Source organism: Pseudomonas sp. S2_A10 (assembly GCF_054668465.1).
Genome location: NZ_CP162773.1, coordinates 367,894 through 394,880, shown reverse-complemented (window position 1 = coordinate 394,880; position 26,987 = coordinate 367,894). Strand labels below are relative to the sequence as shown.

At 59.9% G+C, this 26,987-nt stretch carries 23 protein-coding genes and 1 tRNA gene; 16 read left to right on the top strand and 8 right to left on the bottom strand.

The annotated features are described in order from the left end of the window. Positions 1-103: 103 nt before the first annotated feature. A tRNA-Arg gene (locus AB4N41_RS01815) sits at positions 104-180 on the top strand. Positions 181-329: 149 nt separating this feature from the next. Here AB4N41_RS01815 and AB4N41_RS01810 read toward each other — a convergent pair. Further along, positions 330-1,682 carry a lysozyme inhibitor LprI family protein gene (locus tag AB4N41_RS01810; protein ID WP_252876750.1) on the bottom strand — a complete coding sequence of 451 codons (1,353 nt, stop codon included), beginning with the start codon at positions 1,680-1,682 and terminating at the stop codon, positions 330-332. A gap of 217 nt (positions 1,683-1,899) precedes the next feature. On the opposite strand from AB4N41_RS01810, the gene AB4N41_RS01805 reads away from it, so the two are divergent. The 4 genes from AB4N41_RS01805 to AB4N41_RS01790 all read left to right on the top strand — a co-directional run bounded on the left by AB4N41_RS01805 (position 1,900) and on the right by AB4N41_RS01790 (position 7,194). Continuing rightward, positions 1,900-3,504 (top strand): response regulator, encoded by a 1,605-nt coding sequence (locus AB4N41_RS01805; protein WP_252876749.1) that lies wholly within the window; start codon positions 1,900-1,902, stop codon positions 3,502-3,504. Continuing rightward, positions 3,501-4,193, top strand: a complete 693-nt coding sequence (locus AB4N41_RS01800; protein WP_016773604.1) for a sensor histidine kinase — start codon at positions 3,501-3,503, stop codon at positions 4,191-4,193. Before AB4N41_RS01805 ends, AB4N41_RS01800 begins: the two co-directional genes overlap by 4 nt. A gap of 307 nt (positions 4,194-4,500) precedes the next feature. Further along, entirely contained in the window at positions 4,501-5,742 is a 1,242-nt protein-coding gene (locus tag AB4N41_RS01795; protein WP_172834031.1) for a glutamine synthetase family protein, read from the top strand. 69 nt (positions 5,743-5,811) lie between these two features. Next, positions 5,812-7,194 carry an MFS transporter gene (locus AB4N41_RS01790; RefSeq protein WP_252876748.1) on the top strand — a complete coding sequence of 461 codons (1,383 nt, stop codon included), beginning with the start codon at positions 5,812-5,814 and terminating at the stop codon, positions 7,192-7,194. Between the two features lie 73 nt (positions 7,195-7,267). Here the strand turns inward: AB4N41_RS01790 and AB4N41_RS01785 are convergent, their stop codons facing one another. The 4 genes from AB4N41_RS01785 to flgA all read right to left on the bottom strand — a co-directional run bounded on the left by AB4N41_RS01785 (position 7,268) and on the right by flgA (position 9,873). Then, on the bottom strand, positions 7,268-8,014 hold the full coding sequence (locus tag AB4N41_RS01785) for a flagellar brake protein (protein ID WP_041479276.1): 747 nt from the start codon (positions 8,012-8,014) through the stop codon (positions 7,268-7,270). 92 nt (positions 8,015-8,106) lie between these two features. Next, positions 8,107-8,574: a flagella synthesis protein FlgN gene (locus AB4N41_RS01780; protein WP_041479278.1), complete on the bottom strand. Its 468-nt coding sequence runs from the start codon at positions 8,572-8,574 to the stop codon at positions 8,107-8,109. Between the two features lie 48 nt (positions 8,575-8,622). Beyond that, complete coding sequence (flgM, locus tag AB4N41_RS01775; protein WP_016773609.1) at positions 8,623-8,949, bottom strand: flagellar biosynthesis anti-sigma factor FlgM; 327 nt, start codon at positions 8,947-8,949, stop codon at positions 8,623-8,625. A 162-nt stretch (positions 8,950-9,111) separates the two neighbouring features. Then, on the bottom strand, positions 9,112-9,873 hold the full coding sequence (gene flgA, locus AB4N41_RS01770) for a flagellar basal body P-ring formation chaperone FlgA (protein WP_073472167.1): 762 nt from the start codon (positions 9,871-9,873) through the stop codon (positions 9,112-9,114). An 82-nt stretch (positions 9,874-9,955) separates the two neighbouring features. Here flgA and AB4N41_RS01765 point away from each other — a divergent pair, with 82 nt between their 5' ends. From AB4N41_RS01765 to flgE, 6 genes are all read left to right on the top strand, one after another. Beyond that, entirely contained in the window at positions 9,956-10,888 is a 933-nt protein-coding gene (locus AB4N41_RS01765) for a chemotaxis protein CheV (protein ID WP_016773611.1), read from the top strand. Positions 10,889-10,934: 46 nt separating this feature from the next. Next, on the top strand, positions 10,935-11,762 hold the full coding sequence (cheR, locus tag AB4N41_RS01760) for a protein-glutamate O-methyltransferase CheR (protein WP_016773612.1): 828 nt from the start codon (positions 10,935-10,937) through the stop codon (positions 11,760-11,762). A 359-nt stretch (positions 11,763-12,121) separates the two neighbouring features. Continuing rightward, positions 12,122-12,532, top strand: coding sequence for a flagellar basal body rod protein FlgB (gene flgB / locus AB4N41_RS01755; protein WP_016773613.1), 411 nt, complete (start codon positions 12,122-12,124; stop codon positions 12,530-12,532). 3 nt (positions 12,533-12,535) lie between these two features. Continuing rightward, positions 12,536-12,979: a flagellar basal body rod protein FlgC gene (gene flgC, locus AB4N41_RS01750; protein ID WP_016773614.1), complete on the top strand. Its 444-nt coding sequence runs from the start codon at positions 12,536-12,538 to the stop codon at positions 12,977-12,979. Between the two features lie 15 nt (positions 12,980-12,994). After that, positions 12,995-13,723: a flagellar hook assembly protein FlgD gene (gene flgD / locus AB4N41_RS01745; RefSeq protein ID WP_016773615.1), complete on the top strand. Its 729-nt coding sequence runs from the start codon at positions 12,995-12,997 to the stop codon at positions 13,721-13,723. A 31-nt stretch (positions 13,724-13,754) separates the two neighbouring features. Then, a complete protein-coding gene (flgE, locus tag AB4N41_RS01740; protein ID WP_041479563.1) occupies positions 13,755-15,089 on the top strand; it encodes a flagellar hook protein FlgE in 1,335 nt (444 codons plus the stop codon). A gap of 1,018 nt (positions 15,090-16,107) precedes the next feature. Here flgE and AB4N41_RS01735 read toward each other — a convergent pair. Then, a complete protein-coding gene (locus tag AB4N41_RS01735; protein ID WP_024013986.1) occupies positions 16,108-19,002 on the bottom strand; it encodes a ribonucleoside-diphosphate reductase subunit alpha in 2,895 nt (964 codons plus the stop codon). 859 nt (positions 19,003-19,861) lie between these two features. Between AB4N41_RS01735 and AB4N41_RS01730 the strand changes: the two genes are divergently transcribed. Then, positions 19,862-20,584: a response regulator gene (locus AB4N41_RS01730; protein ID WP_056788095.1), complete on the top strand. Its 723-nt coding sequence runs from the start codon at positions 19,862-19,864 to the stop codon at positions 20,582-20,584. Beyond that, on the top strand, positions 20,581-22,191 hold the full coding sequence (locus tag AB4N41_RS01725) for an ATP-binding protein (RefSeq protein WP_252876747.1): 1,611 nt from the start codon (positions 20,581-20,583) through the stop codon (positions 22,189-22,191). Before AB4N41_RS01730 ends, AB4N41_RS01725 begins: the two co-directional genes overlap by 4 nt. Positions 22,192-22,298: 107 nt before the next feature. Here the strand turns inward: AB4N41_RS01725 and AB4N41_RS01720 are convergent, their stop codons facing one another. Beyond that, the gene (locus tag AB4N41_RS01720) at positions 22,299-23,024 is read right to left on the bottom strand and encodes a 4'-phosphopantetheinyl transferase family protein (RefSeq protein ID WP_252876746.1); all 726 of its coding nucleotides are present in this window, start codon (positions 23,022-23,024) and stop codon (positions 22,299-22,301) included. Positions 23,025-23,175: 151 nt separating this feature from the next. After that, entirely contained in the window at positions 23,176-23,967 is a 792-nt protein-coding gene (locus tag AB4N41_RS01715) for a dienelactone hydrolase family protein (protein ID WP_095181575.1), read from the bottom strand. Positions 23,968-24,110: 143 nt separating this feature from the next. Here AB4N41_RS01715 and AB4N41_RS01710 point away from each other — a divergent pair, with 143 nt between their 5' ends. The 3 genes from AB4N41_RS01710 (at position 24,111) to AB4N41_RS01700 (ending at position 26,885) form a co-directional block, all read left to right on the top strand. Continuing rightward, positions 24,111-24,716, top strand: a complete 606-nt coding sequence (locus AB4N41_RS01710; protein WP_252876745.1) for a porin family protein — start codon at positions 24,111-24,113, stop codon at positions 24,714-24,716. Positions 24,717-24,864: 148 nt separating this feature from the next. Next, positions 24,865-25,542: a response regulator transcription factor gene (locus tag AB4N41_RS01705; RefSeq protein ID WP_016773623.1), complete on the top strand. Its 678-nt coding sequence runs from the start codon at positions 24,865-24,867 to the stop codon at positions 25,540-25,542. Next, a complete protein-coding gene (locus AB4N41_RS01700; RefSeq protein WP_252876744.1) occupies positions 25,539-26,885 on the top strand; it encodes an ATP-binding protein in 1,347 nt (448 codons plus the stop codon). Before AB4N41_RS01705 ends, AB4N41_RS01700 begins: the two co-directional genes overlap by 4 nt. Positions 26,886-26,987 lie beyond the last annotated feature (102 nt).

The window sequence follows — 26,987 nt, the reverse complement described above, 5'->3', positions numbered from 1 at the left end:
CCTGCCTACACTTAAAAAGCCCTACGGACGACATGACAAAACAGGGGCCGGCCGTTAACATGCACGCCGTCTGTCGCCCCGCGTACAGCGCGCTTCAATCAGTGTCTCAGTAGCTCAATTGGATAGAGCATCCCCCTCCTAAGGGGAAGGTTGCAGGTTCGAACCCCGCCTGGGACACCACTTCTTGAAAACGAAAAGCCCCGTCGCATTTATCCATTGCGACGGGGCTTTTTGGTTTGGTCGACGAACAGGCGTTTTGCACTGTTACAAACTCCGGGGTCCCACCTCTGCCGTTGCATCGGGGCATTTGCGCCGGTGCTGACTGACGATCAGTCGCCGTTCAGTTCGACTTTGCCGAGAGTGCTGCTGACGTCGGTGACATGCCGACGGCCGTGGACTTCGTAAGTAGTCCCGCTCGCCTCGACGCCCGGCTTGCGCACGGCCAGTTGAGCGAATAACCCCGTCTTTTCGCTGTAACTGCCGAACCAGTCAATCAGCGCTCCGATGTAGCATTCGCCGCCGATCATTACCGGCAAATCAGCGATCTTTTCGATGGTGTAGTGCCCTGGACCGTAGCTGTAGTAATCGTCGTCTCCGGCACCCGTGGGAGGAATAGGGCAAAGGGGCGCGTTAGCGGTTGATTCCGATGCGACTTTCATTGCCTGGGTGATGGCGTGTTCGAGTGCCCCGTGCAGTTCCGCGTCAAGCTCGTAGGTGCTGGTGCCATCCTCTTTATGTTGAGTCGTGGGCACCTGCAGGGCGTAACTGTAACGCACGGACACCGTCGGCACCTGACGGTTGACCTTCAGCGGATTGAGCAGATACAGGTTGTCGACACCGTAGGCGCCGTTTCGGTAGGCGGCATAGATTCTGTCGTGAAGCTTGATCCAGCTGATTGCCTGATTGGCGCCACGGTCGTTGGTGTAGAACAGCGAGCTTTCCGGCTCGACCGATCTTTTGACGAACCGCTCGCCCGTGCGGCGCCAGGTTTCCACGTAGGTGAACAAGCCGGTGCCGCCTGCGTATGTGTCGACGATAAGGTCGCGCTGGCCATCATTGTCCAGATCCAGCAGTGCGTAGGAAGACCGTCCGGTCTCGGCGGCGCCGTCGATGCTTGAGGCGTTCAATGCTTTCCATTCGTCCTCGCTCACGCCTTTGGGACGCGACTTGGGGAAGCTGGTTTGCTCGCCGTAGCTGTCGACTGGATCGCCCGCGAAAGATGTCTGCGAAGACTCGAAAGCCCGTGCGGCCAAGGCATGTTCCAGGGCAAATTCCGGGTGGTTTTTGCTCTCGGCACGAATGCTTTCCTGCAGATCGTTCATCGCCTGAACATCCACGGCGTCCGGCTGCCACATTGCGGCTTGCGTCCACTGTGCCTGCAATGCTTGCAGGCGCTGGCGGTAGCTGCCATCCAGGCAAGCGACATCGACTGCGCAGGCATTGCGGGTTTTTAGCCAGGCGCGCTGGGTGCGCTTGAGCTCAGGTTGCGTCGCTGTGGCAGTTGTCATCAGTTGGCGATACAGCGTGCCCATCTGCGCGTCTAGCTCATACAGCGATTTATTCGCGCAAATCATGTTTTCCACGTCGTTCGCCGCTTTTTTGCAATCCATCGCCGCCGCTGTCGCTTGCTGGATAAAGACAAGCAAACACGCTGACAGGATGTAGTGTCCCTTGATGTACACGATTCAGTCCTTATGCAAATCCTTGAGCAGGCGCGCAGAGTAATACTCCAGGCAACATTCTTGAAGCTCCACCCTCAGGCCCCGGCACTTTTGGCCGATAACCCGAACGGTGAGTTCAGGCTCGCGCGAAATCGCTTGATGGCGCATGGCCTCCAGCTATCATCTGCGCGCCTGAAATCGCCTCGGTTCGTTTTCTTCAATTGCCTGGAAATCTTCGATGTCGTCGTATCACCAAAAAAGCTTTCTGATCGTCGATGATTTTTCCGATTTCCGCAGTTCCGTGCGTTCGATGTTGCGTGAGCTCGGCGTCAAGGATGTCGATACTGCCGACACTGGCGAGCAGGCGCTGAAGATGTGTTCGCAGAAGTCCTACGATTTCATTCTTCAGGACTTCCACCTCGGCGACGGCAAGAAGAACGGCCAGCAGGTGCTCGAAGACCTGATGTCGGAAAAGCTCATCAGTCACGAAGCCGTTTTCGTCATGGTCACCGCTGAGACCAGTCAGGCGATGGTGCTCAGCGCGCTGGAGCACGAGCCGGATGCGTACCTGACCAAGCCGTTCAACCGTTCCGGGCTGGCCCAGCGGCTTGAGCGTCTGGAGCAACGCAAGACGTTGCTCAAACCGATTCTGCAGGCCCTCGATCGCGGTAAGCCGGTCGAGGTGCTCAATGCCTGTATTGCGTTGTGCAAACAGGACATCCGCTATTCGCCGCTGTGCCTGCGCTACCGCGCCGACGCCCTGCGTGACATGAACCAGAACGAAGCGCTGGAGCGGCTCTATGACGGCATCATTGCCGACCGGCCGTTGCCGTGGGCCTTCGCTGGATTGGGCAAGTTGCTGTTCAGGCGCGGGCAGGTCTCGCAGGCCAAAGATGTCTATGAAAAGGCCTTGAAAGTCTTCCCGATGATGCCGGCGCTGTATGACGGCATGGCCGATGTGCTGGTGGCCGAAGGCGACAGCAAAGGCGCGCAGCGGGTGCTCGAAGAAGCGATCCGTCTGTCGCCGCTGGCGGTGCGCCGCCAGGCGCTGCTCGGCAAATTGGCCATGGCCAACGAAGATTTCGAAACCGCCTCGCGTGCTTATCGTCAGGCCGTGGCGCAGGGCGCGCAGTCGCGTTTCAAGGACCCGGAAAGCAATCTCGGCCTGGCGCACGCGCTGATCAGCAAGGGCAGCGATCGCGGGCTCGACACGCGTACGCGACTGGAGATCAATACCACCCTCAGCGCCGTGGCCAAAGAAAACCCGAGCGATCCCGGCCTGCAAATTCGCGCGCGTTTGATGAAAGCCACCAGCCTGTTGCTCAACGACGCCGAAACCGCCGACAAACTCACCGAACAAGCACTGATGCGCCTCGATGGCATGGAACAATTCATGAGTCCCGAGGCGGCGTTGCTGGTGGCCAAGCAGTTGCAGATGCTCGGTCAGGCCGAGGCGGGCACTTCGATGCTCAAGAGCTGCGCGGAGATTTACGGTGATGACCCGGCGGTGATGAAAGACATCGCCAAGCTCACCGACGATCCGACGATTCTCAGTTCGAGCAACGCTGCGGCCGACCTCAACCGCCAGGGCGTGCGCGTGTACAAGACCGGCAATCTGGTCGAGGCCCGCGAAGTGTTCCGCAAGGCGCTCAAGCTGCAACCGAAAAACATCAGTATCGCGCTGAACCTGGCCCAGTCGCTGCTGCACGGCACCGACACCAGTGTGCCGTCGGCGGAGCTGGAAGAATGTCGGGCCTGCCTGAAACTGGTGGGCCTGATGCCCGACACCGACGCGCGGTTTGCGCGTTATCAGAAGCTGAAAAGCAAGGCGTTTGGCGAATGAACCCAATAGATCCGGCGCTGGATTTTTCCACGGTGATTGCCTCCACCGTTCACGACATGAAGAACTCCCTGGCCATGCTGATGCAGGCGCACAGCCAATGGCTGGCGCGTCTGCCGAAAGAGCTGCGCGACGGCTCGGAGCAGGGCGTGATCGACTTCGAGTTCGCCCACCTCAACGGCATGCTCGTGCAGTTGCTGGGGCTGTACAAACTTGGCGTGAATCAGTTGCCGCTGCAGCCGGCGTATCACGAACTCGACGATTTCATCGAGGCGCAACTGGCCGCGCATCAGGAAGTGTTTGCCAGTCGCGGCATCATCGCCACTTATGAAGTCGACCCGTTGAGCCCGCTGGGTTTCTTCGATCGCGAGCTGATCGCCTCGGTGCTCGGCAACTGCATCAACAATGCGATCCGTTACGCCCGCGAGTCGCTGCTGATCACCGTCAGCGACGAAGCCGGGCAATTGGTGCTGAGCATCAACGACGACGGCGACGGCTATCCAGCAGAGATGCTCGAGCGTCAGGCCGATTATGTGCAGGGCATCAATCACAGCAGCGGCAGCACCGGCCTCGGTCTGTATTTCGCCAATCGCATCGCGGCGCTGCATCAGCGCAACGGCGTGGAAGGGCGCACCGAAATCAGCAATGGCGGGCCGTTGGGCGGTGGGGTGTTCAGCCTCTACTTGCCCTGAGGTCTGGTGTAGGAGCTGCCGAAGGCTGCGATCTGTTGATTTTAAAAAGCAAGATCAAAAGATCGCAGCCTCGTTGCACTCGTCAGCTCCTACGTCTCCTGCACAAGATCGGGATTTTTGTGGGCGCTGCTTGATATTCCGAACAGCCGCAGCCTATTTTGTCCGGGTCGCCGTTCGCGGCTCGCACAACAACAAGGATTGCGTCATGACAACCGATGGCCAGGGTTCACTCGCGCAGCGATTGACCGGCATTGATGAGATTGAATGTGTCACCCCGGATCTGAACGGTGTGCCACGGGGCAAGGTGATGACCGCCGAGGGTTTCCTCGAGGGGCGGCGTTTGCAGTTGGCGCGGGGTGTGCTGCTGCAATGCATCATGGGCGGCTATCCGCCGGCGCGGTTCTACGGCAGCGATGACGGCGATCTGGCGCTGGTCGCCGATCCTGCGCAGATTCACCGTTTGCCCTGGAGCGACGAGCCACGTGCCATGGCGATTTGCGACGCCGACGAACTGAGCGGGGGGAGCTCAAGTCTCTCGACCCGTGGCCAGCTCAAAGCGGTCATCGCCCGTTACGCCGCGCACGGTCTGGCGCCGGTGGTGGCGACCGAACTGGAATTTTTTGTCTTCGCACCGAACACCGATCCGACTCAGCCGTTCCGTCCGCCGGTGGGCCTCGACGGCCGCCGCGAGGATGGCCAGTCGGCCTTCAGCGTCAGTTCCAACAACGGCCTGCGGCCGTTCTTCAGCGAAGTGTATAAATGCATGGCCGCCCTCGGCCTGCCGCGCGACACGTTCATGCATGAAATGGGCGTCAGCCAGTTCGAGATCAATCTGCTGCACGGCGATCCGCTGCTGCTGGCCGATCAGACGTTCCTGTTCAAGCATCTGCTCAAGGAGGTCGCGCTCAAGCATGGCCTGAGCGTGGTGTGCATGGCCAAACCGCTGGCGCACACGCCGGGCAGTTCGATGCATATTCACCAGAGCATCGTTGAGATCGGCAGCGGCAAGAATGTCTTCACTGACTCGAACGGCGAGCCGACGTCGATGTTCCGCCACTTCATCGGCGGGCAACAGGCAGGCCTCGCCGATTTCACCGCACTGTTTGCGCCCAACGTGAATTCCTATCAGCGCCTGTGTCATCCGTACGCGTCGCCCAACAATGCCTGCTGGTCCCATGACAATCGCGCCGCCGGCTTGCGTATTCCCGCCAGCTCGCCGGTCGCACGTCGGGTCGAAAATCGTCTGCCGGGCGCCGACGCCAACCCTTATCTGGCGATCGCCGCCAGTCTGGCTGCGGGTTTGCATGGCATCGAACAGGAACTGGAGCCGAGCGCGGCAATCCAGGGTGAGTTCGCCGTGCCGGATAATCTGGCCTTGCCGTGTACCTTGCACGCCGCGCTGGAGCGTCTGAAACGTAGCCAGTTGGCGAGGGAACTGTTCGGGTCGGAGTTCATCGAAGGCTACATCGCTTCGAAGACCATGGAGTTGACCAGCTTCTTTGATGAAATCACTCCCTGGGAGCGCCGTGTGCTGGCCGCCCAGGCCTGACGTATCGCTGCTGCCGGGCTGTCGATCTGACCGCCCGGTATTTACTGCAAGGAGCCGCTCGGAACGCCGATGCGCCAAATCTGGAAATCCTTTCGAGCGCTGTATTTCGCCTCGCTGATGATGTTGATCGGCTCAGGCCTTCTTTCTACTTATCTGGCTTTGCGTCTGGCCGCCGACAATGTCGACGGGCTGTGGGTCGGTGCGCTGATGGCGGCCAACTATTTCGGTCTGGTGCTGGGCGGCAAGATCGGCCATCGCCTGATCGCCCGGGTCGGGCATATCCGTGCCTACTCGGCGTGTGCGGGGATCGTCGGCGCGGCGGTGCTCGGTCATGGTCTGGTGGACTGGCTGCCGGCGTGGCTGGTGCTGCGGACGATCGTCGGTCTGGGCATGATGTGTCAGTACATGGTCATCGAGAGCTGGCTCAACGAGCAGGCCGATGCCAATCAGCGTGGCCTGGTGTTCAGCGGTTACATGATCGCCTCTTATCTGGGCCTGGTGCTGGGCCAGCTGATTCTGGTCATGCATCCCGGCCTCGGGCTGGAACTGCTGATGCTGGTGGCGCTGTGCTTTGCCCTGTGCCTGGTGCCCGTGACGCTGACTCGACGGATTCACCCGGCGCCTCTGCACCCCGCGCCGATGGAGCCGCGCTTCTTTATCAAACGTGTGCCGCAATCGCTGAGCACGGTGCTCGGCGCCGGTTTGATCATCGGTTCGTTCTACGGTCTGGCGCCGCTGTACGCCTCGCAACAGGGGCTGACGACCGAGCAGGTCGGTCTGTTCATGGGTAGCTGCATTTTTGCCGGCTTGCTGGTGCAGTGGCCGTTGGGCTGGTTGTCCGACCGTTATGACCGCGCATTGCTGATTCGCTGCTTTGCCGGGTTTCTGGCGGTGGCGGCGTTGCCGTTGGCGATCATGCCGCAGGTGCCGCTGGAGGTGCTGTTCGTCGTTGGCTTCTTCTGTTCGCTGGTGCAATTCTGCCTGTATCCGCTGGCGGTGGCGTTTTCCAACGACCACGTCGAAGGCGATCGCCGCGTGTCGCTGACCGCCATGCTGCTGGTGACTTATGGTGTTGGTGCGAGCATCGGGCCGCTGCTCGCGGGTGTGCTGATGAAGTTTCTCGGCAGTCAGAGCCTGTATGCGTTCTTCAGTTTCTTCGCGCTGGTGCTGGTCTGGCGGATTCGTCCGAAAGCAGTGACCAACCTGCATCAGGTCGACGACGCACCGCTGCATCACGTGGCAATGCCGGACAGCATGTCGAGTTCGCCGCTGGTGGCGGCGCTCGATCCGCGTGTTGATGAGCAGGTCGTGCAGGAGCAGATGGTGCAGGATCCGGCGCCGGTCAATCCTGAGCCTGAGCCCGAAGTGCAGCCGGATGCAGTCGTTGAAACCGAGCAGGACAGCGGCGATGACGACAAGCCTGCGCCGGATATCAGTGGTGGCAGGCCCTGAGCCGAAGATAAACACCGGCGCATAAAAAAGGGCAGTCCCGCACACGACTGCCCTTTTTATTTGTCGCTGCGACTCAGAGATCGTCTTTGTCGAAACGCCGTGCTTCACGCTGCAACTGGTAAACGAAACGCTCGACGTTGCGCGCAGCCTGGCCACTGATGTTGTGGAAGCGCAGACCGGCGAAGGTGATGTTGAGTTTTTCTTCGAAGTGCAGGTAGCGCAGCTCGACCGATGTTGGCTGATTGCCGAACAGCGGCGGGGCGATCAGGCGGTCGTAGACCTGGCCCAGTTGCAGGCGATCAGTGATGTCGCCTTCGAAACGGAATTTGCAGCCGGTGGCGGAGATGTCCAGCAGCTTGCCGTGCAGAGGAACCTTGAGCTTTTCGCCGCCCAGTTCAACGCTGACCAGGTCGGTGAGTTTCAACGCAGCGCGGAAGGCGTTGCGGCGCTGGTGGTAGACCACTTCGCTCGGCAGGTCGCCGGTGTAAAAACGGTCGCCGTCGGATTCTTCGATGTTCAGCGTGCCGTTGCATTCCCAAGCGATGCGCACGCCGTCATGAAAGCCTTCGACCTTGAACGGTTCGCCCGCTTGCAGGAAGCGCTCGCCATCGCGCGGGATCATTTCGTCCAGGGCGATCGTCGCGGTTTCGCGGTCGACCTTGATCAGGTAACTCTGAAAACGCTGGCTGCGTTCATGGAAGGTGATGATCAGTGGATCGTGGCTGTCTTGCAGCTGGCGCAGGTTGCTGGAGATTTCCAGTGGCGTGGTGAGCACCTTCGGAGGCTGCGGAGCATCATCCGCGCTTAGGGTGTTGGACACGGTTCTTCAATCTCCAGACAAAATAAGACTACGACTGGCCAGTATTTTGCCAGCATGTTGCGCGAGTGGATAGTGCAGGGTCAGCGAATGGCTCATGCCTGGCTGAGCGTTCGCGGCTTGACCGGTTTGGCAAAGGTGCCGCTGGCGTCGTACAGCGCTGGCGGCTCACCGCCGGTGAGGATCTTCAGCTGGTTGGCCGTGGTCGCCTGCTGGATCTGGATCGACTGGCCATTCTTGACGTTGGCTGCCTGGCATTGGGCGATCAGCGCGGTCAGGGCATCGCCCTGGGTCAGCAACTGGTCGCCAATGCTCGACTGGCTGGCCAGTTGCTCAAGACCTGTGCGATCGGTCGGCAGGTTGAGGCTGGCGAGGATTTCGCTGCGCTTGCGGCCATGCTGCTCGAGCAGAATGATCAACGCTTGCTTGGTCGCCAGAATTTCTTCCAGCAACGGCATGTCGCGACCATGCAAAGCGAGGGATTCGGTTTGCAATAACTCCAGCAATTGTTGCGCTGGAGCAAAGTCGTCGTTGATCAGTTGCAATAAGTTAGTGTCGTGCATGGCTGGCCTTGGGGTTTAAGCGTCCAAAAGCCTGGCGCCGGCAAAAGCCTAGCGCTGGGCTTCGAAGTTGAGCAGTTTGCTGGCTACACGGTTGCTGTCGACTTTATAGCTGCCATCGGCAATCGCGGCTTTCAACTCGGCCACACGGGCTTTGTCGACAGCAGGCTGATCGCGCAGCTTGTCAGTGACCTTCTGCAACTGTTGAGCCTCATTGCTGAGGTGTACCGACTCCCCGCTTTTGGCGACATTGGCCTGTTCGGCCTGGGTATTCAGCGGCGCGGAGGGGCTGTTTTCAGCGCTTTCCTTGGCGTTGCTGGTACGTGTGCTGCCGGTTAGTGACGAGGAACTGTTCAATCGGTTGAAATCGATAACCATGATAAAAAACCTCTGGGAATTTGGACGCTTGCCATGTTTTCGGCTATCCCCTGAAAAACTTTAGGCCCAATCAACCATAAGCTTGCATGCGCCGTTGCGAGACCTGCTGCGGCACAGTTTAGGGAAGCGACGGGATCGGCGCCAGTTTTCTCCACGAGGCTTTTACATGGCCACTTCGACCTGTCCCGGCGCAATCACCTGCGCCTTGATAACTCTCTGAGAATTAAGGTTTTTTACTCGAATCTGTTCTTTCATCCCGCCATTGGAGAGCGCTTCCCCCGGCATGCGTACGGCAAGGGTGCCGCTGCGCGCAGTGATCACCACCTGATCACCCTTGCGGACCACTTCGGCCTGTTCCAGATGCACCAGTGTGATGACCTGATCGGCGACCGTTGGTCGGGTAAGTTTCTGCCCGATCGCTTCGTCGACCGAGGTCAGGAAACCCTGGTTGATCGTGCTGACGTCGCGCTCGCGCAAGGTCACGTCCTGCGGCTCGATAATGCCGGCGCGTTTCAGCGGACGAGTGGTCGTCACGATCTCGCGAAACAGGCGGACTTGAGCGGGTACGAACACCGTCCAGGGCGAACTGCCTTCGCAGCGAACCTTCACCGTGACGCGGCCCAGCGGGCGTGCCGGGCTCTCCAGCGTGGCTGTCAATTCCTTGTCGCACATGGGCATGCGCATGCGCGGGTCGAGCTGGTTGACTTCGATTTCGTAGCGGCCTTCGGTTTGACTGGAAGCCAAATAGTCTTCTACGGTGAATTCAAGAAAGCCCTGAGTCACGCCGATAAGCATATCAGGCAAGGTAACCGCATCTGCATGGGCAGGACTGCCAGCAAGCAAGCAGCAAACGGCGGACACCGCGCAAAGCCCTTTGCGAAGGGAAGATGTCAGGCGTCGGGAAAATGTCGTTTGAGCGTTCATACGAGTTAAAAAGCAAGCGCCGTGCCGTTTAGCAATGAATGTGCGTCGCAACAACACTTGGCGTTGGTGTAGGAGTCTGGGCATGGCTGGTGTAATGGATTCGGTGAACCAGCGCACGCAACTGGTAGGGCAGAATCGCCTCGAGCTGCTGTTGTTCCGTCTCGACGGGCCGCAGCTCTATGGGATCAACGTGTTCAAGGTACGGGAAGTGTTGCAATGCCCGTCGCTGACGTTGATGCCCAAATCCAGTCCTGTCGTGTGCGGGGTAGCGAATATACGGGGAGCGACCATTCCGATCCTGGATCTGGCAATGGCAACGGGCTCCGGTGCGTTGAAAGACAAGAACAGTCCGTTCGTGATCATCACGGAGTACAACACCAAGACCCAGGGTTTCCTGGTCCGCTCGGTGGAGCGCATCGTCAACATGAACTGGGAAGAGATCCATCCGCCACCCAAGGGTACCGGTCGCGATCACTACCTGACCGCTGTGACGCGGGTCGACAACCAGTTGGTCGAAATCATCGACGTCGAGAAGGTGCTGGCCGAAGTGGCGCCGACGCCGGAAGCGATTTCGGTGGGCGTGGTCGATGTCGAGACGCAGACCAAGGCATTGTCGCTGCGGGTGCTGACGGTCGATGACTCGTCGGTGGCGCGCAAGCAGGTCACGCGTTGTCTGCAGACCATCGGTGTCGAAGTGGTGGCGCTGAACGACGGCAAGCAGGCGCTGGATTACCTGCGCAAGCTGGTCGACGAGGGCAAGAAGCCGGAAGAAGAGTTCCTGATGATGATTTCCGACATCGAGATGCCGGAGATGGACGGGTACACCCTGACGGCGGAAATCCGCGGCGACGCACGCATGCAAAAGCTCCATATCATCCTGCATACTTCGTTGTCGGGGGTATTCAATCAGGCGATGGTGAAGAAAGTCGGTGCTGATGACTTTCTGGCCAAATTCCGTCCTGATGACCTCGCATCCCGGGTAGTCGACCGGATCAAAGCAGCAGATATCAGCTAGGGACCTTCTGTCCCTGGCGGTCAACACGATTTAAGAGGCGGCATCATTGTCTACGGGTAATTTGGATTTCGAACAGTTCCGGGTCTTCCTGGAAAAAGCCTGTGGCATTCTGCTCGGTGAAAACAAGCAGTATCTGGTCTCGAGCCGTCTCAACAAACTGATGGAGCAGCAAGGCATCAAGTCCCTGGGTGAGCTGGTGCAGCGCATCCAGACCCAGCCGCGCAGCGGTTTGCGCGAGCAGGTGGTCGATGCCATGACGACTAACGAAACCCTGTGGTTTCGCGACACCTATCCGTTTGAAGTCTTGAAGAACAAGGTACTGCCGGAAGCGATCAAGGCCAGCCCCAACCAGCGTCTGCGGATCTGGTCGGCGGCCTGCTCGTCGGGACAGGAACCGTACTCGCTGTCGATGTCGATCGACGAGTTCGAGCGCAGCAACCTGGGTCAGTTGAAGATGGGTGTGCAGATCGTTGCCACCGATCTGTCGGGCCTGATGCTCAACAACTGCAAGACCGGCGAGTACGACAGCCTGGCGATCGGTCGCGGTCTGTCGCCGGAACGCCTGCAACGCTACTTCGACCCGAAAGGGCCGGGGCGCTGGGTGGTCAAGGCGCCGATCAAGAGCCGGGTGGAATTCCGCTCGTTCAACCTGCTCGACAGCTACGCGGCGCTGGGCAAGTTCGACATCGTGTTCTGCCGCAACGTGCTGATCTACTTCTCTGCCGAAGTGAAGAAGGACATCCTGTTGCGCATTCACAGCACGTTGAAGCCGGGCGGGTATCTGTTCCTTGGCGCTTCGGAAGCGCTGAACGGATTGCCGGATCATTACCAGATGGTTCAGTGCAGCCCGGGGATTATTTACAAGGCGAAATAAGCGGTTTGCGCTGATACAAAAACGGGAGGCCCGCAAAGGCCTCCTTTTTTTATGCCCGAATTATTTTCCACGAATCCCCTGTGGGAGCGAGCCTGCTCGCGGAAGCGGTCTGTCCATAAGACAGTTGGCGCCTGACACGCCGCCTTCGCGAGCAGGCTCGCTCCCACAGGGATCTGCGCTGACCTGGCAACGACGGCAAGCGGCAGAAAAGCGGCATCCGGCGGTAACCGGTTGCCGCTTTTCTGGCATTGCCGCTTTGCCTGTCAGGCGCAAAGCCCCGGAATACGGGGCTTTGTTCATTTGGCACGGCGCTTGCTAAAGCTCAGATACGAAAAACCGGTCACCTGAAGGTTCCCGACATGAGCATCAGCTTCGACAAAGCGCTGGGCATTCACGAAAAGGCATTGGGCTTCCGCGCCCAGCGTGCCGAAGTGCTGGCCAACAACATCGCCAACGCCGACACCCCGAACTACAAAGCGCGGGATCTGGATTTCTCCAAAGTGCTCGAAGCACAGACCGAGAAGACCAAGACCGGCGGCCACTTTGCCCTGAACATGACCAACAGCCGGCACATCGAGGCTGAAGGGCTGGGCAACGGCGACGAGTCGCTGATGTATCGCACGCCGATGCAGCCTTCGATCGACCAGAACACCGTCGACGCTCAACTGGAACAGTCGAACTACGCGGAAAACGCTGTCGGCTTCCAGGCCAGCTTCACCTTGCTCAACAGCAAATTCAAAGGGCTGGTGTCAGCCCTGCGCGGAGAATAATCCATGTCCCTGTCCAGCGTTTTCAACATTGCCGGCAGCGGCATGAGCGCGCAGACCACGCGTCTGAACACCGTGGCTTCGAACATCGCCAACGCCGAAACCGTTTCGTCGAGCATCGACCAGACCTACCGCGCCCGTCATCCGGTGTTCGCCACCATGTTCCAGGGCGGCCAGGCCGGCGGCAGCAATTCGCTGTTCCAGAACCAGGACGCGGCCGGGCAGGGCGTGCAGGTGCTCGGCGTCGTCGAAGACCAGAGCAACCTCGAAGCGCGCTACGAGCCGAACCATCCGGCCGCCGACGCCAAGGGCTACGTCTACTACCCGAACGTCAACGTGGTGGAAGAAATGGCTGACATGATTTCCGCGAGCCGCTCGTTCCAGACCAACGCGGAAATGATGAACACCGCCAAAACCATGATGCAGAAGGTACTGACCCTCGGTCAGTAATAAGGGGCGACTGCCATGAGCGTTACGGATACCACCAGCAGCCTGAGCATGAACGACATCCTGGCCAACTCGTCGAAGAAGGCCAGCAGCACGACGTCGGGCGGCATCGCTTCGGCGACCAACAGTGCCACCGGCGGCCAGGCGCTGGGCAAGGATGCTTTCCTGCAATTGCTGGTCACCCAGCTGAAAAACCAGAATCCGCTCGACCCGCAGGACAACAGCGCCTTCGTCGCGCAGTTGGCGCAGTTCAGCAGCCTTGAAGGCATCACCACGCTGAACTCCACTGTCAGTGGCCTTGCCGGCAACTACAACTCGTCGCAGGCGTTGCAAGCGTCGTCGCTGGTCGGTCGCAACGTGATCGTGCAGACCAACACCGCCCAGCTCGATGACCCGAGCAAAGGCCTGACCGGTTCGGTCACCGTGCCTTCGTCGATTGCCGGCGGCACCGTGACGATCACCGACAAGGACGGCAAAACCGTGCGCACCATCGACCTGGGCAGCCGCGCTGCCGGCGATGCCAGCTTCACTTGGGACGGCAAGGACACCGCCGGCACCGTGGTTCCGGTCGGCACTTACACGTTCAAGGCCAACGCACCGATCAACGGCACCGCGACCGACCTGGCGACTTACCTGCCAGCGACCGTCAACAGCGTGACGATCAGCCAGACCGGTGGCGAGCTGATGCTCAACCTGGCCGGCAAGGGCACCGTTGCCCTGTCCAAAGTACAAACCATTGGTATATAGAGCCGACTAACCCGGCACGAAGGAGTGGAACATGTCTTTTAACATCGGCCTTAGCGGTCTCTATGCCGCCAACAAACAACTCGACGTAACCGGCAACAACATCGCCAACGTCGCCACCGCCGGTTTCAAATCCTCGCGCGCAGAATTCGAAGACGTCTATTCGTCGACTCGTCTGGGCAGCGGCAGCAAAGTGATCGGCAACGGCGTGCGCCTGGCCAACGTTTCCCAGCAGTTCACCCAGGGTGACATCAACAACACTGGCAACGTGCTGGACATGGGCATCAACGGTTCCGGTTTCTTCACCATGAGCAACAACGGCTCGATTTCGTACACCCGTGCCGGTACGTTCAAGGTCGACAACGCCGGTTACATCACCAACACCGACTACACCTCGCGTCTGCAGGGTTACGGTGTGGATGCCAACGGCAAGATCATCAACGGCGTGTTGACCGATCTGAAGATCGACACTTCGAACCTGGCGCCGAAGTCGTCTTCTGCGGTGACCTCGAGCATCAACCTCAATTCGTCTTCGCCAGTGATCGTTGATACCGGCGCCAGCGCCGTCAAGTTTGATCCGTCGAAGCCTGAGACTTACACCAAGTCCTTCAGCACACCGATCTATGACACCCAGGGCAACGCCCACGTCATGGACCAGTACATGGTCAAGACTGGCGGGAACACCTGGAAGGTTTACACCCTGGTCGATGGCCGTAACCCGGACGCTACCGGCAGCAACCCTGTGACCACTGCGCCGGTTGCCTCGACATTGTCGTTCGACAGCTCCGGCAAGCTGGTTCAGGTGAGCACGCCTAACCCGGCGGATCCAGCCAACCCGATCATCAGCAGCGATCTGAAGATGACCGGCTGGGTGCCGGGCACTGTGACCAATGGCGTGTTTACGCCTAACGGCGCGGCAGCGAACCCGAATGGCGTGACCATCTCGATGGCCAACACCACTCAGTACAACGCTGATACCTCGCGTACGATCCCGACTCAGGATGGTTACGCCACTGGCCAGATCACTAACCTGACCATCGACGGCACCGGTACGCTGTTCGCCAACTTCAGCAACAACCAGAGCAAGGCGATTGGTCAGGTTGCACTGGCCAGTTTCACCAACGAGCAGGGCTTGCAGGCTGTCGGTGGCACTAGCTGGAAAGAGACGTTCGCTTCGGGTATTCCAGGCTACGACGCGCCGAAGACCGGTACGTTGGGTGAGGTGGTGTCCAACTCGCTGGAAGAGTCGAACGTTAACCTGACCAATGAGCTGGTTGATCTGATCAAGGGTCAGAGCAACTATCAGGCGAACGCCAAGACCATTTCGACGCAGAGCACGATTATGCAGACCATTATTCAGATGACCTGATTCGGGTTTCTGACTGGTTTTTTGGGCCCCTCGGTTTTGAGGGGCTTTTTTTTTGGGGCCGTGGCGGCCTTTGGGCCGACCAGGCTGTTGGGTTTTGGGTGAATATCCGTTGCTTCGGTAGCGGCTGCTGGCGGTTTCGCCTGACGGCGACTTACTTTTTTACAAGCGCCTAAAAAAGTAAGCAAAAAACGCTAGCTCCTGCGTTCGGCCCTCGCAGGCTCGGGTTCCTTCGCTGCGGGATCGATCCGGTCGCAGCGGCTCCGGTTTGCTTCGCTGCACCTCCTTCCGCTGTGTCTGGCTGCGCCAGACGGTCGCTGCGCTCCCACGCCCGGATCAATCCCTCCGCTCAGCCTTCCGACGTCGCCGGTGGATCAAGATCAAGAGCACTCGAGCTTGCGCTCATTGTTGAGTGGGGCGGCTTCGCCGCGGGCAGCTGCGCTGCTTTTGCCTTTTTGTGGGAGCGAGCTTGCTCGCGAAGGCGGCCTGTCAGCCGACCTGTTCTTGAAGTGGTACCCAATCCAACTGTAGGAGCTGCCGAAGGCTGCGATCTTTTGATCTGGCTTTTGCTTTTGCTTTTGCTCTGGCTTTTGATCCGGCTTTTGATCTTTTGCCCCTTCGGCAGGCTTCGTTACGGGATCGATCCGGGGGTGGGAGCGCAGCGACCGTACGACGCAGTCGTACACAGCGAGTGTAGGTGCAGCGAAGCCAACCGGAGCCGCTGCGCCCGGAACGGTCCCGTAACGAAGGTACCCCGAGCTCCAGCGAGCGGGCCGTACGCCGGGGCAAAGCCTTTTGGGTTACCTTTTTGGCGTCTGAAAAAGGTGACTCGCTGTAAGAGCGAAACCGCCAGCCGCAGCACCGAGAAAACGGATATTCACCCAAAACCCCAAGAGCCTGGTCGGCCCAGAGGCCGCCAAGGCCGCCAAAAAACAAAACCCCCAACAAACCTGAAGTCTGTCGGGGGTTTTCTTTTGTCTCGAGATCCCAGGCGTCTCGCAACGCCTGATCTCAGCTCAGCTTATTGGCAAGCTTCGCAATCCGGCTCGTCGATCGCGCAGGCCTTTGGCACTGGCGCCGGACCTGCCGGAGCGGCCAGAACCGAATCGTCGCCGTGGTTGCCGCCGCTGGAAACAGCGTTCAGCTTACCGGTGTTGATGGTCGACTTCTCGGTGCTGGTCGCGGCCAGGGCACGGAGGTAGTAGGTGGTTTTCAGACCACGGTACCAGGCCATGCGGTAGGTCACGTCGAGCTTCTTGCCCGATGCGCCGGCGATGTACAGGTTCAGCGACTGGGCCTGGTCGATCCACTTCTGACGACGGCTGGCGGCGTCAACGATCCACTTGGTGTCCACTTCGAACGCGGTCGCATAGAGCTCTTTGAGTTCTTGCGGAATGCGCTCGATCTGCTGCACCGAACCGTCGTAGTACTTCAGGTCGTTGATCATCACCGAGTCCCACAGACCGCGAGCCTTCAGGTCGCGAACCAGGTACGGGTTGATCACGGTGAATTCGCCCGACAGGTTCGATTTCACGTACAGGTTCTGGTAGGTCGGTTCGATCGACTGCGAAACGCCAGTGATGTTGGCGATGGTCGCGGTCGGTGCGATGGCCATGATGTTCGAGTTACGGATGCCTTTCTGTACACGGGCGCGAACCGGTGCCCAGTCGAGGGTTTCCTTCAGGTCGACGTCGATGTACTTCTCGCCACGCTGTTCGATCAGGATCTGTTGCGAATCCAGCGGCAGGATGCCCTTGGACCACAGCGAACCGTTGAACGTCTCGTAGGCGCCGCGCTCGTCGGCCAGGTCGCAGGAAGCCTGGATCGCGTAGTAGCTGACCGCTTCCATCGACTTGTCGGCGAACTCGACGGCCGCGTCGGAGCCGTAGGCGATGTGCTGCAGGTACAGAGCGTCCTGGAAGCCCATGATGCCCAGACCGACCGGACGGTGGCGGAAGTTGGAGTTCTTCGCTTGCGGCACCGAGTAGTAGTTGATGTCGATCACGTTATCGAGCATGCGCACGGCGGTGTTCACGGTGCGTTGCAGCTTGGCGGTATCGAGCTTGCCGTCGACGATGTGGTTCGGCAGGTTGATCGAGCCCAGGTTGCAAACGGCGATTTCGTCCTTGTTGGTGTTCAAGGTGATCTCGGTGCACAGGTTCGAGCTGTGGACCACGCCGACGTGCTGCTGCGGGCTGCGCAGGTTGCACGGGTCCTTGAAAGTCAGCCATGGGTGGCCGGTTTCGAACAGCATGGACAGCATCTTGCGCCACAGGTCTTTGGCCTGGATGGTCTTGAACAGCTTGACCTTGCCCGGGTACTCGGTCAGCGCTTCGTAGTACTCGTAGCGCTCTTCGAAGGCTTTACCGGTCAGGTCGTGCAGGTCCGGTACTTCGGATGGCGAGAACAGGGTCCACTTGCCGTCATCGAAGACGCGCTTCATGAACAGGTCAGGGATCCAGTTGGCGGTGTTCATGTCGTGGGTACGACGACGATCGTCACCGGTGTTCTTGCGCAGCTCGATGAACTCTTCGATGTCCATGTGCCAGGTTTCCAGGTAGGCACACACCGCGCCTTTGCGCTTGCCACCCTGGTTCACGGCCACAGCGGTGTCGTTCACTACTTTGAGGAACGGCACAACGCCTTGCGACTTGCCGTTGGTGCCCTTGATGTACGAACCCAGCGCACGAACAGGCGTCCAGTCGTTGCCCAGACCGCCGGCAAATTTCGACAGCATGGCGTTGTCGTGGATCGCGTGATAGATGCCCGACAGGTCATCCGGCACGGTGGTCAGGTAGCAGCTCGACAGCTGTGGACGCAGGGTACCGGCGTTGAACAGGGTCGGGGTCGAAGCCATGTAGTCGAACGAGGACAGCAGGTTGTAGAACTCGATCGCACGGTCTTCTTTCTGCTTCTCTTCGATCGCAAGGCCCATGGCCACGCGCATGAAGAAGATCTGCGGCAGTTCGAAACGCACGCCATCCTTGTGGATGAAGTAGCGGTCGTACAGGGTCTGCAGGCCCAGGTAGGTGAATTGCTGATCGCGCTCGTGGTTGATCGCCTTGCCCAGTTTTTCCAGGTCGAAGGTGGCCAGCACAGGGTTCAGCAGTTCGAACTCGATACCTTTGGCGATGTAGGCCGGCAGTGCCTTGGCGTACAGGTCGGCCATTTCGTGATGGGTGGCGCTTTCGGCGACTTCGAGGAAGTTCAGGCCTTCGGCACGCAGGGTGTCCATCAGCAGGCGGGCGGTAACGAACGAGTAGTTCGGCTCGCGCTCAACCAGGGTACGGGCGGTCATCACCAGCGCGGTGTTGACGTCGGTCAGGGCCACGCCGTCGTACAGGTTCTTCAGGGTTTCGCGCTGGATAAGGTCGCCGTCGACTTCTTCCAGACCTTCGCAGGCTTCGGTAACGATGGTGTTCAGGCGGCCCATGTCCAGCGGCGCGAGGCTGCCGTCGGCGCGGGTGATGCGGATCGACGGGTGCGCGTTGACTGCTGCTTCGGCAGGAGCGTGAGCTGCGCGCTCTTTCGAACGGCCGTCACGGTAGATCACGTAGTCGCGTGCAACTTTCTGCTCGCCGGCACGCATCAGGGCCAGTTCGACCTGGTCCTGGATTTCTTCGATGTGGATGGTGCCGCCCGATGGCATGCGACGCTTGAAGGTCGCAGTGACCTGTTCGGTCAGGCGCGCAACGGTGTCGTGGATTCGCGACGAAGCGGCAGCGGTGCCGCCCTCAACTGCGAGGAACGCTTTGGTGATAGCGACGGTGATCTTGTCATCGGTGTAAGGAACGACAGTGCCATTACGCTTGATCACGCGCAGCTGGCCAGGCGCGGTGGCTGCCAGATCCGAAGTCGAATCGGCGGCCTGCGGCAAGGTGCCCTGCGGGTTCTCGCGAGTTGTGTCGGTTTGCATGGGGGGTGGTCTCCACATTCTCTATGTTTGTTTGGCACCGTCATGGTGCTCACCGTTCTGTACCGAAGCACTGCAACCGACGGGCGTCGGCATTACAAACTTCGGAACAGTAGGAAAAAGGCTGCAACGCCGCATCCTTGCCGAAGTTTTGGTTACGAGCCGAAGCTCGCCACCGGATTCCTTCGCGGGTGGCAGTCATGACTGCAACACCCATACCGTTTTGTCCGTTTCGGACCAAATAAAACGGTGCCATCCGCCAGTGCGGTTTGGGCTTGAAAAAACTCGCTTGTTCTACCGGAAACCGGCCATAAAGCGCTTGAGTTTCAGGTCTGAAATGTGGTTGGGCGTTTTAGGTGAAAACCCTATATGTAGGGTCTCCGTTTTCGCCGTGCTACAAGATAATGCGTTTCAGGGGGGGATTGCAACGTACTACCTGTGGATAAGCCTGTGCGTAATTTGTGTAAGAAACAGGTAAAACGCGTGTAGGCCGCGAACCTGCTGAGCCAGACCGTTTGTCACTGTTTTTTTGCCTGGAAAAACGCTTCAGCGGTTTTTTAAGGGCGCGAACCCTATCACAGAATTCCGCCTTGTCCGAACGCATTTACCGACTTGTTTTCCGGGTGATCGGCGTTTATACAATCGCTGGGTGCACGGGCATTTTTATCCTCCTGAAACATGACAGATGATCGGGAGATACACGCAGGATTGTGGGAGCGAGCCTGCTCGCGAATCGGTTGACCACTGAGCATTCAGGTTGAAGCAACAGACGCTTTCGCGAGCAGGCTCGCTCCCACAGGTTTTGTCCGTGTCAGGCGATTGTCTTTCTTCTTTTAATAAAAACAGCAAGCAGAGGTCACCGGTGGAGCAACAAACCTGGCAGGTATTGATCGTCGAGGATGACCAGCGACTGGCCGAGCTCACCCGCGATTACCTGCAAGCCAATGGCCTGCGCGTCGAGATCGAAGGCAACGGTGCGCTGGCGGCGGCGCGGATCATCAAGGAGCAGCCGGATCTGGTGATCCTCGATCTGATGCTGCCCGGCGAAGATGGCCTGAGCATCTGCCGCAAGGTGCGCAGCCAGTACGACGGGCCGATCCTGATGCTCACCGCGCGCACCGATGACGCTGATCAGATCCACGGCCTCGACCTCGGTGCCGACGACTATGTGTGCAAACCGGTGCGCCCGCGCTTGTTGCTGGCGCGCATCCAGGCGTTGCTGCGACGCAGTGACACACCGGAGCCGGTCGCGGAAAAATCCCGGCGGTTGCAATTCGGTCCACTGGTGGTCGACAACGCATTGCGCGAAGCCTGGCTGAGCGACAACGGCATCGAGCTGACCAGCGCCGAGTTCGACCTGCTCTGGCTGCTGGTGTCCAATGCCGGGCGGATTCTTTCCCGGGAAGAAATCTTCACTGCATTACGCGGCATCGGCTATGACGGCCAGGACCGCTCGATCGACGTGCGCATCTCGCGCATCCGCCCGAAAATCGGCGACGACCCCGATCATCCGCGCCTGATCAAGACCATTCGCAGCAAAGGCTACCTGTTCGTCCCTGAGGCCTGCGCAGACCTGGCGCTGTGAATTCGATCTTCCTGCGCATCTACGGCGGCATGTGCGCCGCGCTGATTCTGGTGGCGGTGCTCGGCGTGCTGGCGCTGAACCTGCTCAATCAGGTGCGCAGCGAGCAATATCGTGAACGCCTGGCCCACGGCACCTTTTCGCTGATGGCCGACAACCTGCAACCGATGAACCAGACCGAGCGTCATCGCGCGCTTCTGGTGTGGGAGCGGCTGCTCGGTATTCCGCTGACACTGAAGAAATTCGCCGAAACCGACCTCGATCTGGCCCAGCGCACCCGTGTCCTGCGCGGTCAGGCGCTGGTCGAGCAGACCGGGCCACACGCGGCCAAGGTCTATCGGCTGATCAGTGAAAAAGAGCAGCTTGTACTGGTAGGAGAGGTGCAGCAGATCAGCGAGCAACTGGCTAGGGCGACTATTTACCTGCTGGCCGATGAACTGGTGCGGGTGCCGGTGGGTGAGCAGCCCAAACGTCTGGCGCAGATAAAGCAGGAAAAGGGCTTCGGCTTCGATCTGCGTCTGGTCACGGTAAATGACGCCGACATGGACGAAGACCAGAGTCGTCGCGTGGCCGAGGGCGACACGGTGATGGCGCTGGGCAAGGGCGGCGATTCGATCCGCGTGTTTGCCGGCATGGTCGGCACGCCGTGGGTGCTGGAAATCGGCCCGCTGTATCAGATGAATCCTTACCCGCCGGAATGGCTGGTATTGATTGCCGCGCTCGGTCTGACGCTGATCGGTCTCATCGTTTATCTGCTGGTGCGTCAGCTTGAGCGGCGTTTGCGCGGTCTCGAAGCAGCGGCCACGCGCATTGCCAAGGGCAGCCTGGAAACTCGTGTGCCGGCGCGCGGCGCTGACTCTGTCGGGCGGCTTGCGTCGGCGTTCAATGGCATGGCTGAGCACTTGCAACAGTTGCTGGCGATCCAGCGTGAACTGGTGCGCGCGGTGTCTCATGAACTGCGTACCCCAGTGGCACGGTTGCGTTTCGGGCTGGAAATGATCGGCACGGCCACCACCCCGCAGGCACTGGAGAAATACCGTGAAGGCATGGATCACGACATTGAAGACCTCGATAAGCTGGTCGACGAAATGCTCACCTACGCACGACTGGAGCAAGGCTCGCCGGCGCTGACTTTCCAGCGAGTCGATCTGGATGCGCTGGTCAATCAGGTGATCGAAGAATTGGCGCCGCTGCGCGCCGAGGTCACGGTGCAGCGCGGTTTGTGTCTTTCATCTGCCGACAATGACGGCGCCTGGGTCGAGGCCGAACCGCGTTATCTGCACCGAGCGCTGCAGAATCTGGTGGGCAACGCGATGCGCCATGCGCATTCGCAGGTGACGGTGAGTTATCAGGTCGGCCAGTTGCGCTGCCGGATCGACGTCGAGGATGACGGGCCGGGCGTGCCGGAAGTGGCTTGGGAGCGGATCTTCACGCCGTTTCTGCGCCTCGACGATAGCCGCACGCGCGCCTCGGGCGGGCATGGTCTGGGGTTGTCGATTGTGCGGCGGATCATTCACTGGCACGACGGCCGCGCGATCATTGGCAAGAGCAAGAGCCTGGGCGGGGCGTGTTTCAGTCTGAGTTGGCCGAGGAATCAGGAGCGCCGCTGAGATTCGGTATACCGCCTTCGCGAGCAGGCTCGCTCCCACATTTGAAATGCAATCCCCTGTGGGAGCGAGCCTGCTCGCGAAGGCGCCATTACAGGCAATGCAAAACTTCAGGCAGGAATACTGACCAGGCTCAACAACTGCCCATCCTGCACGCCGAACTGCGCCTCCAGCTCCGATCCATTGCGCCATTCGCTCGACAGATCCGTCAACAACCGCAGCCTGACCTGTCCCGCCTCAGTCCATTCCAGCACTTCGGCATGCTCGAAATAAAAGCGCTGCTGCACGATCGGGTAGAGCGCCTTGAACAAACTCTCTTTGACCGAAAACGTCAGGGTCACCCGCAGCGCCAGTTGCTCCTGAGAACCCGCCGCCATGCGCTGCAATTCCGCCGGGGTGAGAATTTCCCCGGCCAAGCGTTCGGCGCGCTCATGGCTCAACAGGTTTTCCAGATCCATGCCCAAGCCGCGCCAGTGCTGCTTGTTGGCAACAATCGCCGCCGCACGGCCGGTGCTGTGAGTGATCGAACCGCAGATATGCGCCGGCCACACCGGGGCGCGGTCTTCGCCGATCGGCGGGACGATATACAGACCTTCGAGTTGTTGCAGCGCGGCCCGGGCGCAGATGCGTCCAGCGAGAAACTCGGCCTGACGCTTGGCCACCGAGCGCTGAATGCTCGGCGGCGCCAGCACAGCGCTGCGCTGGAAGTCATCGCCAAGCAGTCGGGCCGGGTCGAAGTGAGTACTGAGCAGCACGGTATCGGCCAGGACCGTCGGCAACGGCCAGTGGCTGTCGAGCGCAGTGCAGCAGGCGGGCAGGGCGGGGGTGGTATGCATGGCGGGCATTTTGCCGGTTAGTCGGGGCGAGGTCGAGATCGGCGGTGAAGCCTTCGCGAGCAGGCTCGCTCCCACAGGGGATCTTCTGCGCGACAGATATCCAGTGTGGGAGCGAGCCTGCTCGCGAAAGCCGCGCCTCGGCGTTACTGACTCAACCGAAAATCTTCTTGAAGAACGCCTGCATATCCGCCCACGACTTCTCATCCGCCGCCTTGTTGTAACCAATGTCCGGCCCGCCATGCTCGCCATGGCTCAAACGATCGGCATCCGGATTGCTGAAACCATGCTTGGCGCCATCCAGACTGACGAACTTGTAGTCCGCCCCGGCCTTGTCCATTTCTGCCTTGAACGCGGTGACATTGTCCTGAGTGACCATGCTGTCCAGCGCCCCATGCTCGACGAGGATTTTCGCCTTGACGCTGCCCGGAGTCGCCGGGGTCTTGGTCGCCAGCGCTCCGTGGAAACTCACCACACCGGCCAGCGGCACACCCTGACGCGCGGCATTGAGCACCACGGCGCCACCGAAGCAATAGCCGATGGCGGCGATTTTGTTCGGGTCGGTCTGCTTTTGCTTCTTCAACAGATCGAGCCCGGCGGCGAAGCGTTTACTGGCGGCATCGGCATCCTTGGTCGCCGCCTGCATGAAGGCCATGGCGTCTTTCGGGTGCTCGGTGTTCTTGCCTTCGCCATACATGTCGATGGCCAGCGCGCTGTAGCCGAGTTCGGCGAGATCCCGCGCGCGGCGCTTGGCGTAATCGTTCAGCCCCCACCATTCGTGGACCACGACAACGCCGGGGCGTGGGCCTTTGATCGCGTCGTCGTAGGCGTAGTAGCCGATCAGTTTGCTGCCGTCGGCGCTTTGGTAGGGGATTTCTTCAGTCTTGATCGCAGCCTGGGTGAGGCTGCTGACCGCCAGCAAAGTGAGGGCGAGGAACAGGCGCATGGTCGGGTGTCCTTATTGAAAGTGGTCAGAACAGCCTAGTCGATCTGGTTCAGGTCAGGTTCAGAGACGGTTCAGGGGCCGTACAGGGGCGGCTCAGTAACCTTGCGCCATACCCAAACAGCACTGTGAAAGAGGAAATACCCATGACTCGTTTAAACAAATTGCTGCTGGCTTTTACCCTGTTAGGCTCCAGCATCGCGGCGAATGCCGACGACACCAGCAACTTCGCCAGCCTGACATTCGGCCAGACCAGCGACAAGATCGACAAGTCCCACGCGCTCAACAACAACCTCGGCAACCCCAACGTCACTGGGGCCATCGACGGCAACAACACCTACGGCATGCGCCTCGGTCAGCAAAACAGCCAGGGCCGCTACTACGCCACCTATGACAACGTTTCCGGCTCGCACAATGGCGTTAAACTGCGCCAGGAAAATCTGCTCGGCAGCTATGACCTGTTCTATCCAGTGGGCGGCAGCACCAAATTGTTCGGCGGCGCCACGGCCGGTCTGACCAAGCTGACGCAGGATTCGCCCGGCTTCAGCCGTGACAGCGACATCGGTTACGCCATCGGTGGCCAGGTCGGTGTGTTGCAGCAAGTTTCGCAGAACACCTCGGTGGAACTCGGTTACCGTTACCTGCGCAGCAACGCCAGCACCGAAATGAAAGAAAGCGGCGGCAGCAAACAGGGCTCGCTGGACTTGACCAGCAGCGCGCAGACCTACCTGTCGGCCAACTACTATTTCTAAGCGGTTGTCGCAGTTTGAAGTGTGGGAGCGAGCCTGCTCGCGAAATGGGTGTATCGGCCGACACTTGCTTGGCTGATCCACCGTATTCGCGAGCAGGCTCGCTCCCACAGGTAGTTGCCTGGAGAGTTCAAGAGATAGGGAGAAAAGCATGAAACTGTTGGTCGTCGAAGACGAGGCGCTGTTGCGTCATCACCTGCAAACCCGTCTGACGGAGAGCGGTCATGTGGTCGAGTCCGTGGCCAATGCCGAGGAGGCGCTGTACCAGACCGGCCAGTACAACTTCGATCTCGCGGTGATCGATCTCGGCCTGCCGGGCATGGGCGGGCTCGACCTGATCCGCCAGTTGCGCTCGGGCGGCAAGACCTTCCCGATCCTGATACTCACCGCGCGCGGCAACTGGCAGGACAAGGTCGAAGGCCTCGCCGCCGGTGCCGACGATTACGTGGTCAAGCCGTTCCAGTTCGAAGAACTCGACGCACGCCTGAACGCATTGCTGCGCCGCTCCAGCGGTTTCACCCAGTCGACCATCGTCGCCGGGCCGTTGCTGCTCGACCTCAATCGCAAACAGGCCAGCCTCGATGAGCAACCGCTGGCGCTGACTGCTTACGAATACCGCATCCTCGAATACCTCATGCGCCACCATCAGCAGGTGGTGCCCAAGGATCGCTTGATGGAGCAGCTGTATCCGGATGACGACGAGCGCGATCCTAATGTCATTGAAGTGCTGGTCGGCCGTCTGCGCCGCAAGCTCGAAGGCCCGGCCGGGTTCAAGCCGATCGACACCGTGCGCGGCCTCGGCTACCTGTTCAATGAGCGCTGCACTTGATCCGTTCCCTTCGCGTTCGCTTGATGCTCGCCGCCACCACGTTGGCGGTGTTGTTCATGCTTGCCTTGCTGCCGGCGATGCAGGGTGCCTTCAGCCTTGCCTTGCAGGACTCGATCGAGCAACGTCTGGCCTCCGATGTCACCACATTGATCTCCGCCGCCCGGGTGGAAAACGGTCGGCTGGTGATGCCGTCGCAATTGCCGGACGAACGCTTCAACCTCACCGACTTCCGTTTGCTCGGCTATATCTACGACCGCGACGGCAAGTTGGTGTGGCGTTCGAAAGCCACCCAGGAAGAACAGATCAACTACAAACCGCGCTACGACGGCCTCGGCAATGAGTTCGCGCGCATCCGTGAAGCCAGCGGTCAAGAATTCTTCGTCTACGACGTCGAAGTCAAATTGCTCGGCGGCAAAAGCGCAGCGTTCAGCATCGTCGCTCTGCAACCGGTACGTGAATACGAAACCACCCTGGAAGGCCTGCGCGAAAATCTCTATCTGGGCTTCGGTGCGGCGTTGCTGGTATTGCTGGCGCTGCTATGGATCGGCTTGACCTGGGGCCTCAAGGCCTTGCGCCGATTGAGCCAGGAACTCGACGAAATCGAAGGCGGTACCCGCGAAAGCCTGACGGAAAAACACCCGCGTGAACTGCTGCGCCTGACCGGCTCGCTCAACCGCTTGCTGCTCAGCGAACGCCAGCAACGCAGCCGCTACCGCGACTCCCTCGACGACCTCGCCCACAGCCTGAAAACCCCGTTGGCGGTGCTGCAAGGCGTCAGCGAAGACATGGCCCAGCGTCCCGCAGACCGCGACCAGGCCTGGGTTCTGCAAAGCCAGATCGAACGCATGAGCCAGCAGATCAGCTACCAACTGCAACGGGCCAGCCTGCGCAAAAGCGGCCTGGTCCGCCATCAGGTGCGCCTGCGACCGGTGCTCAAAAGCCTGTGCGATACGCTGGACAAGGTCTACCGCGACAAACACGTGCGCGTGACCTTTGATCTGCCGGAGCACTGCTACGTGCCGATCGAGCAGGGCGCCTTGCTGGAAATGCTCGGCAACCTGCTGGAAAACGCCTATCGCCTGTGCCTCGGCGAAGTGCGGGTCAGCGTGCGCGAGTCCTTGGCCGGGATCGAATTGTGCGTCGAGGACGATGGGCCGGGTGTGCCACTCGATCAGCGCGCGCGGATTCTCGAACGCGGCGAACGCCTGGATGCCCAGCATCCGGGGCAGGGCATCGGGCTGGCGGTGGTCAAGGACATCATCGAAAGCTACAACGCCCGTTTGGCCTTGGGTGATTCACCGATGGGCGGGGCGGCGTTCAGGATTGATTTTCCTGCGGTGTGATTGCGAGCTGCCCTCACCCTAACCCTCTCCCAGAGGTAGAGGGGACTGACCGAAGTGTCTTTGGAAAATTATCGACCTGAGCGATTTGCAGCGAATATGGAT

Bases quoted from the DNA above. Each gene is read 5' to 3' on its own strand.
- AB4N41_RS01780 (WP_041479278.1), bottom strand. From the start codon at position 8,574: ATGCACGACACTAACTTATTGCAACTGATCAACGACGACTTTGCTCCA.
- AB4N41_RS01790 (WP_252876748.1), top strand. From the start codon at position 5,812: ATGCGCCAAATCTGGAAATCCTTTCGAGCGCTGTATTTCGCCTCGCTG.
- flgM (WP_016773609.1), bottom strand. From the start codon at position 8,949: ATGGTTATCGATTTCAACCGATTGAACAGTTCCTCGTCACTAACCGGC.
- AB4N41_RS01795 (WP_172834031.1), top strand. From the start codon at position 4,501: ATGACCGCCGAGGGTTTCCTCGAGGGGCGGCGTTTGCAGTTGGCGCGG.
- flgB (WP_016773613.1), top strand. From the start codon at position 12,122: ATGAGCATCAGCTTCGACAAAGCGCTGGGCATTCACGAAAAGGCATTG.
- AB4N41_RS01800 (WP_016773604.1), top strand. From the start codon at position 3,501: ATGAACCCAATAGATCCGGCGCTGGATTTTTCCACGGTGATTGCCTCC.
- AB4N41_RS01805 (WP_252876749.1), top strand. From the start codon at position 1,900: ATGTCGTCGTATCACCAAAAAAGCTTTCTGATCGTCGATGATTTTTCC.
- AB4N41_RS01705 (WP_016773623.1), top strand. From the start codon at position 24,865: ATGAAACTGTTGGTCGTCGAAGACGAGGCGCTGTTGCGTCATCACCTG.
- AB4N41_RS01720 (WP_252876746.1), bottom strand. From the start codon at position 23,024: ATGCATACCACCCCCGCCCTGCCCGCCTGCTGCACTGCGCTCGACAGC.
- flgA (WP_073472167.1), bottom strand. From the start codon at position 9,873: ATGAACGCTCAAACGACATTTTCCCGACGCCTGACATCTTCCCTTCGC.
- AB4N41_RS01710 (WP_252876745.1), top strand. From the start codon at position 24,111: ATGACTCGTTTAAACAAATTGCTGCTGGCTTTTACCCTGTTAGGCTCC.
- AB4N41_RS01715 (WP_095181575.1), bottom strand. From the start codon at position 23,967: ATGCGCCTGTTCCTCGCCCTCACTTTGCTGGCGGTCAGCAGCCTCACC.
- flgC (WP_016773614.1), top strand. From the start codon at position 12,536: ATGTCCCTGTCCAGCGTTTTCAACATTGCCGGCAGCGGCATGAGCGCG.
- flgE (WP_041479563.1), top strand. From the start codon at position 13,755: ATGTCTTTTAACATCGGCCTTAGCGGTCTCTATGCCGCCAACAAACAA.
- AB4N41_RS01735 (WP_024013986.1), bottom strand. From the start codon at position 19,002: ATGCAAACCGACACAACTCGCGAGAACCCGCAGGGCACCTTGCCGCAG.
- flgD (WP_016773615.1), top strand. From the start codon at position 12,995: ATGAGCGTTACGGATACCACCAGCAGCCTGAGCATGAACGACATCCTG.
- AB4N41_RS01765 (WP_016773611.1), top strand. From the start codon at position 9,956: ATGGCTGGTGTAATGGATTCGGTGAACCAGCGCACGCAACTGGTAGGG.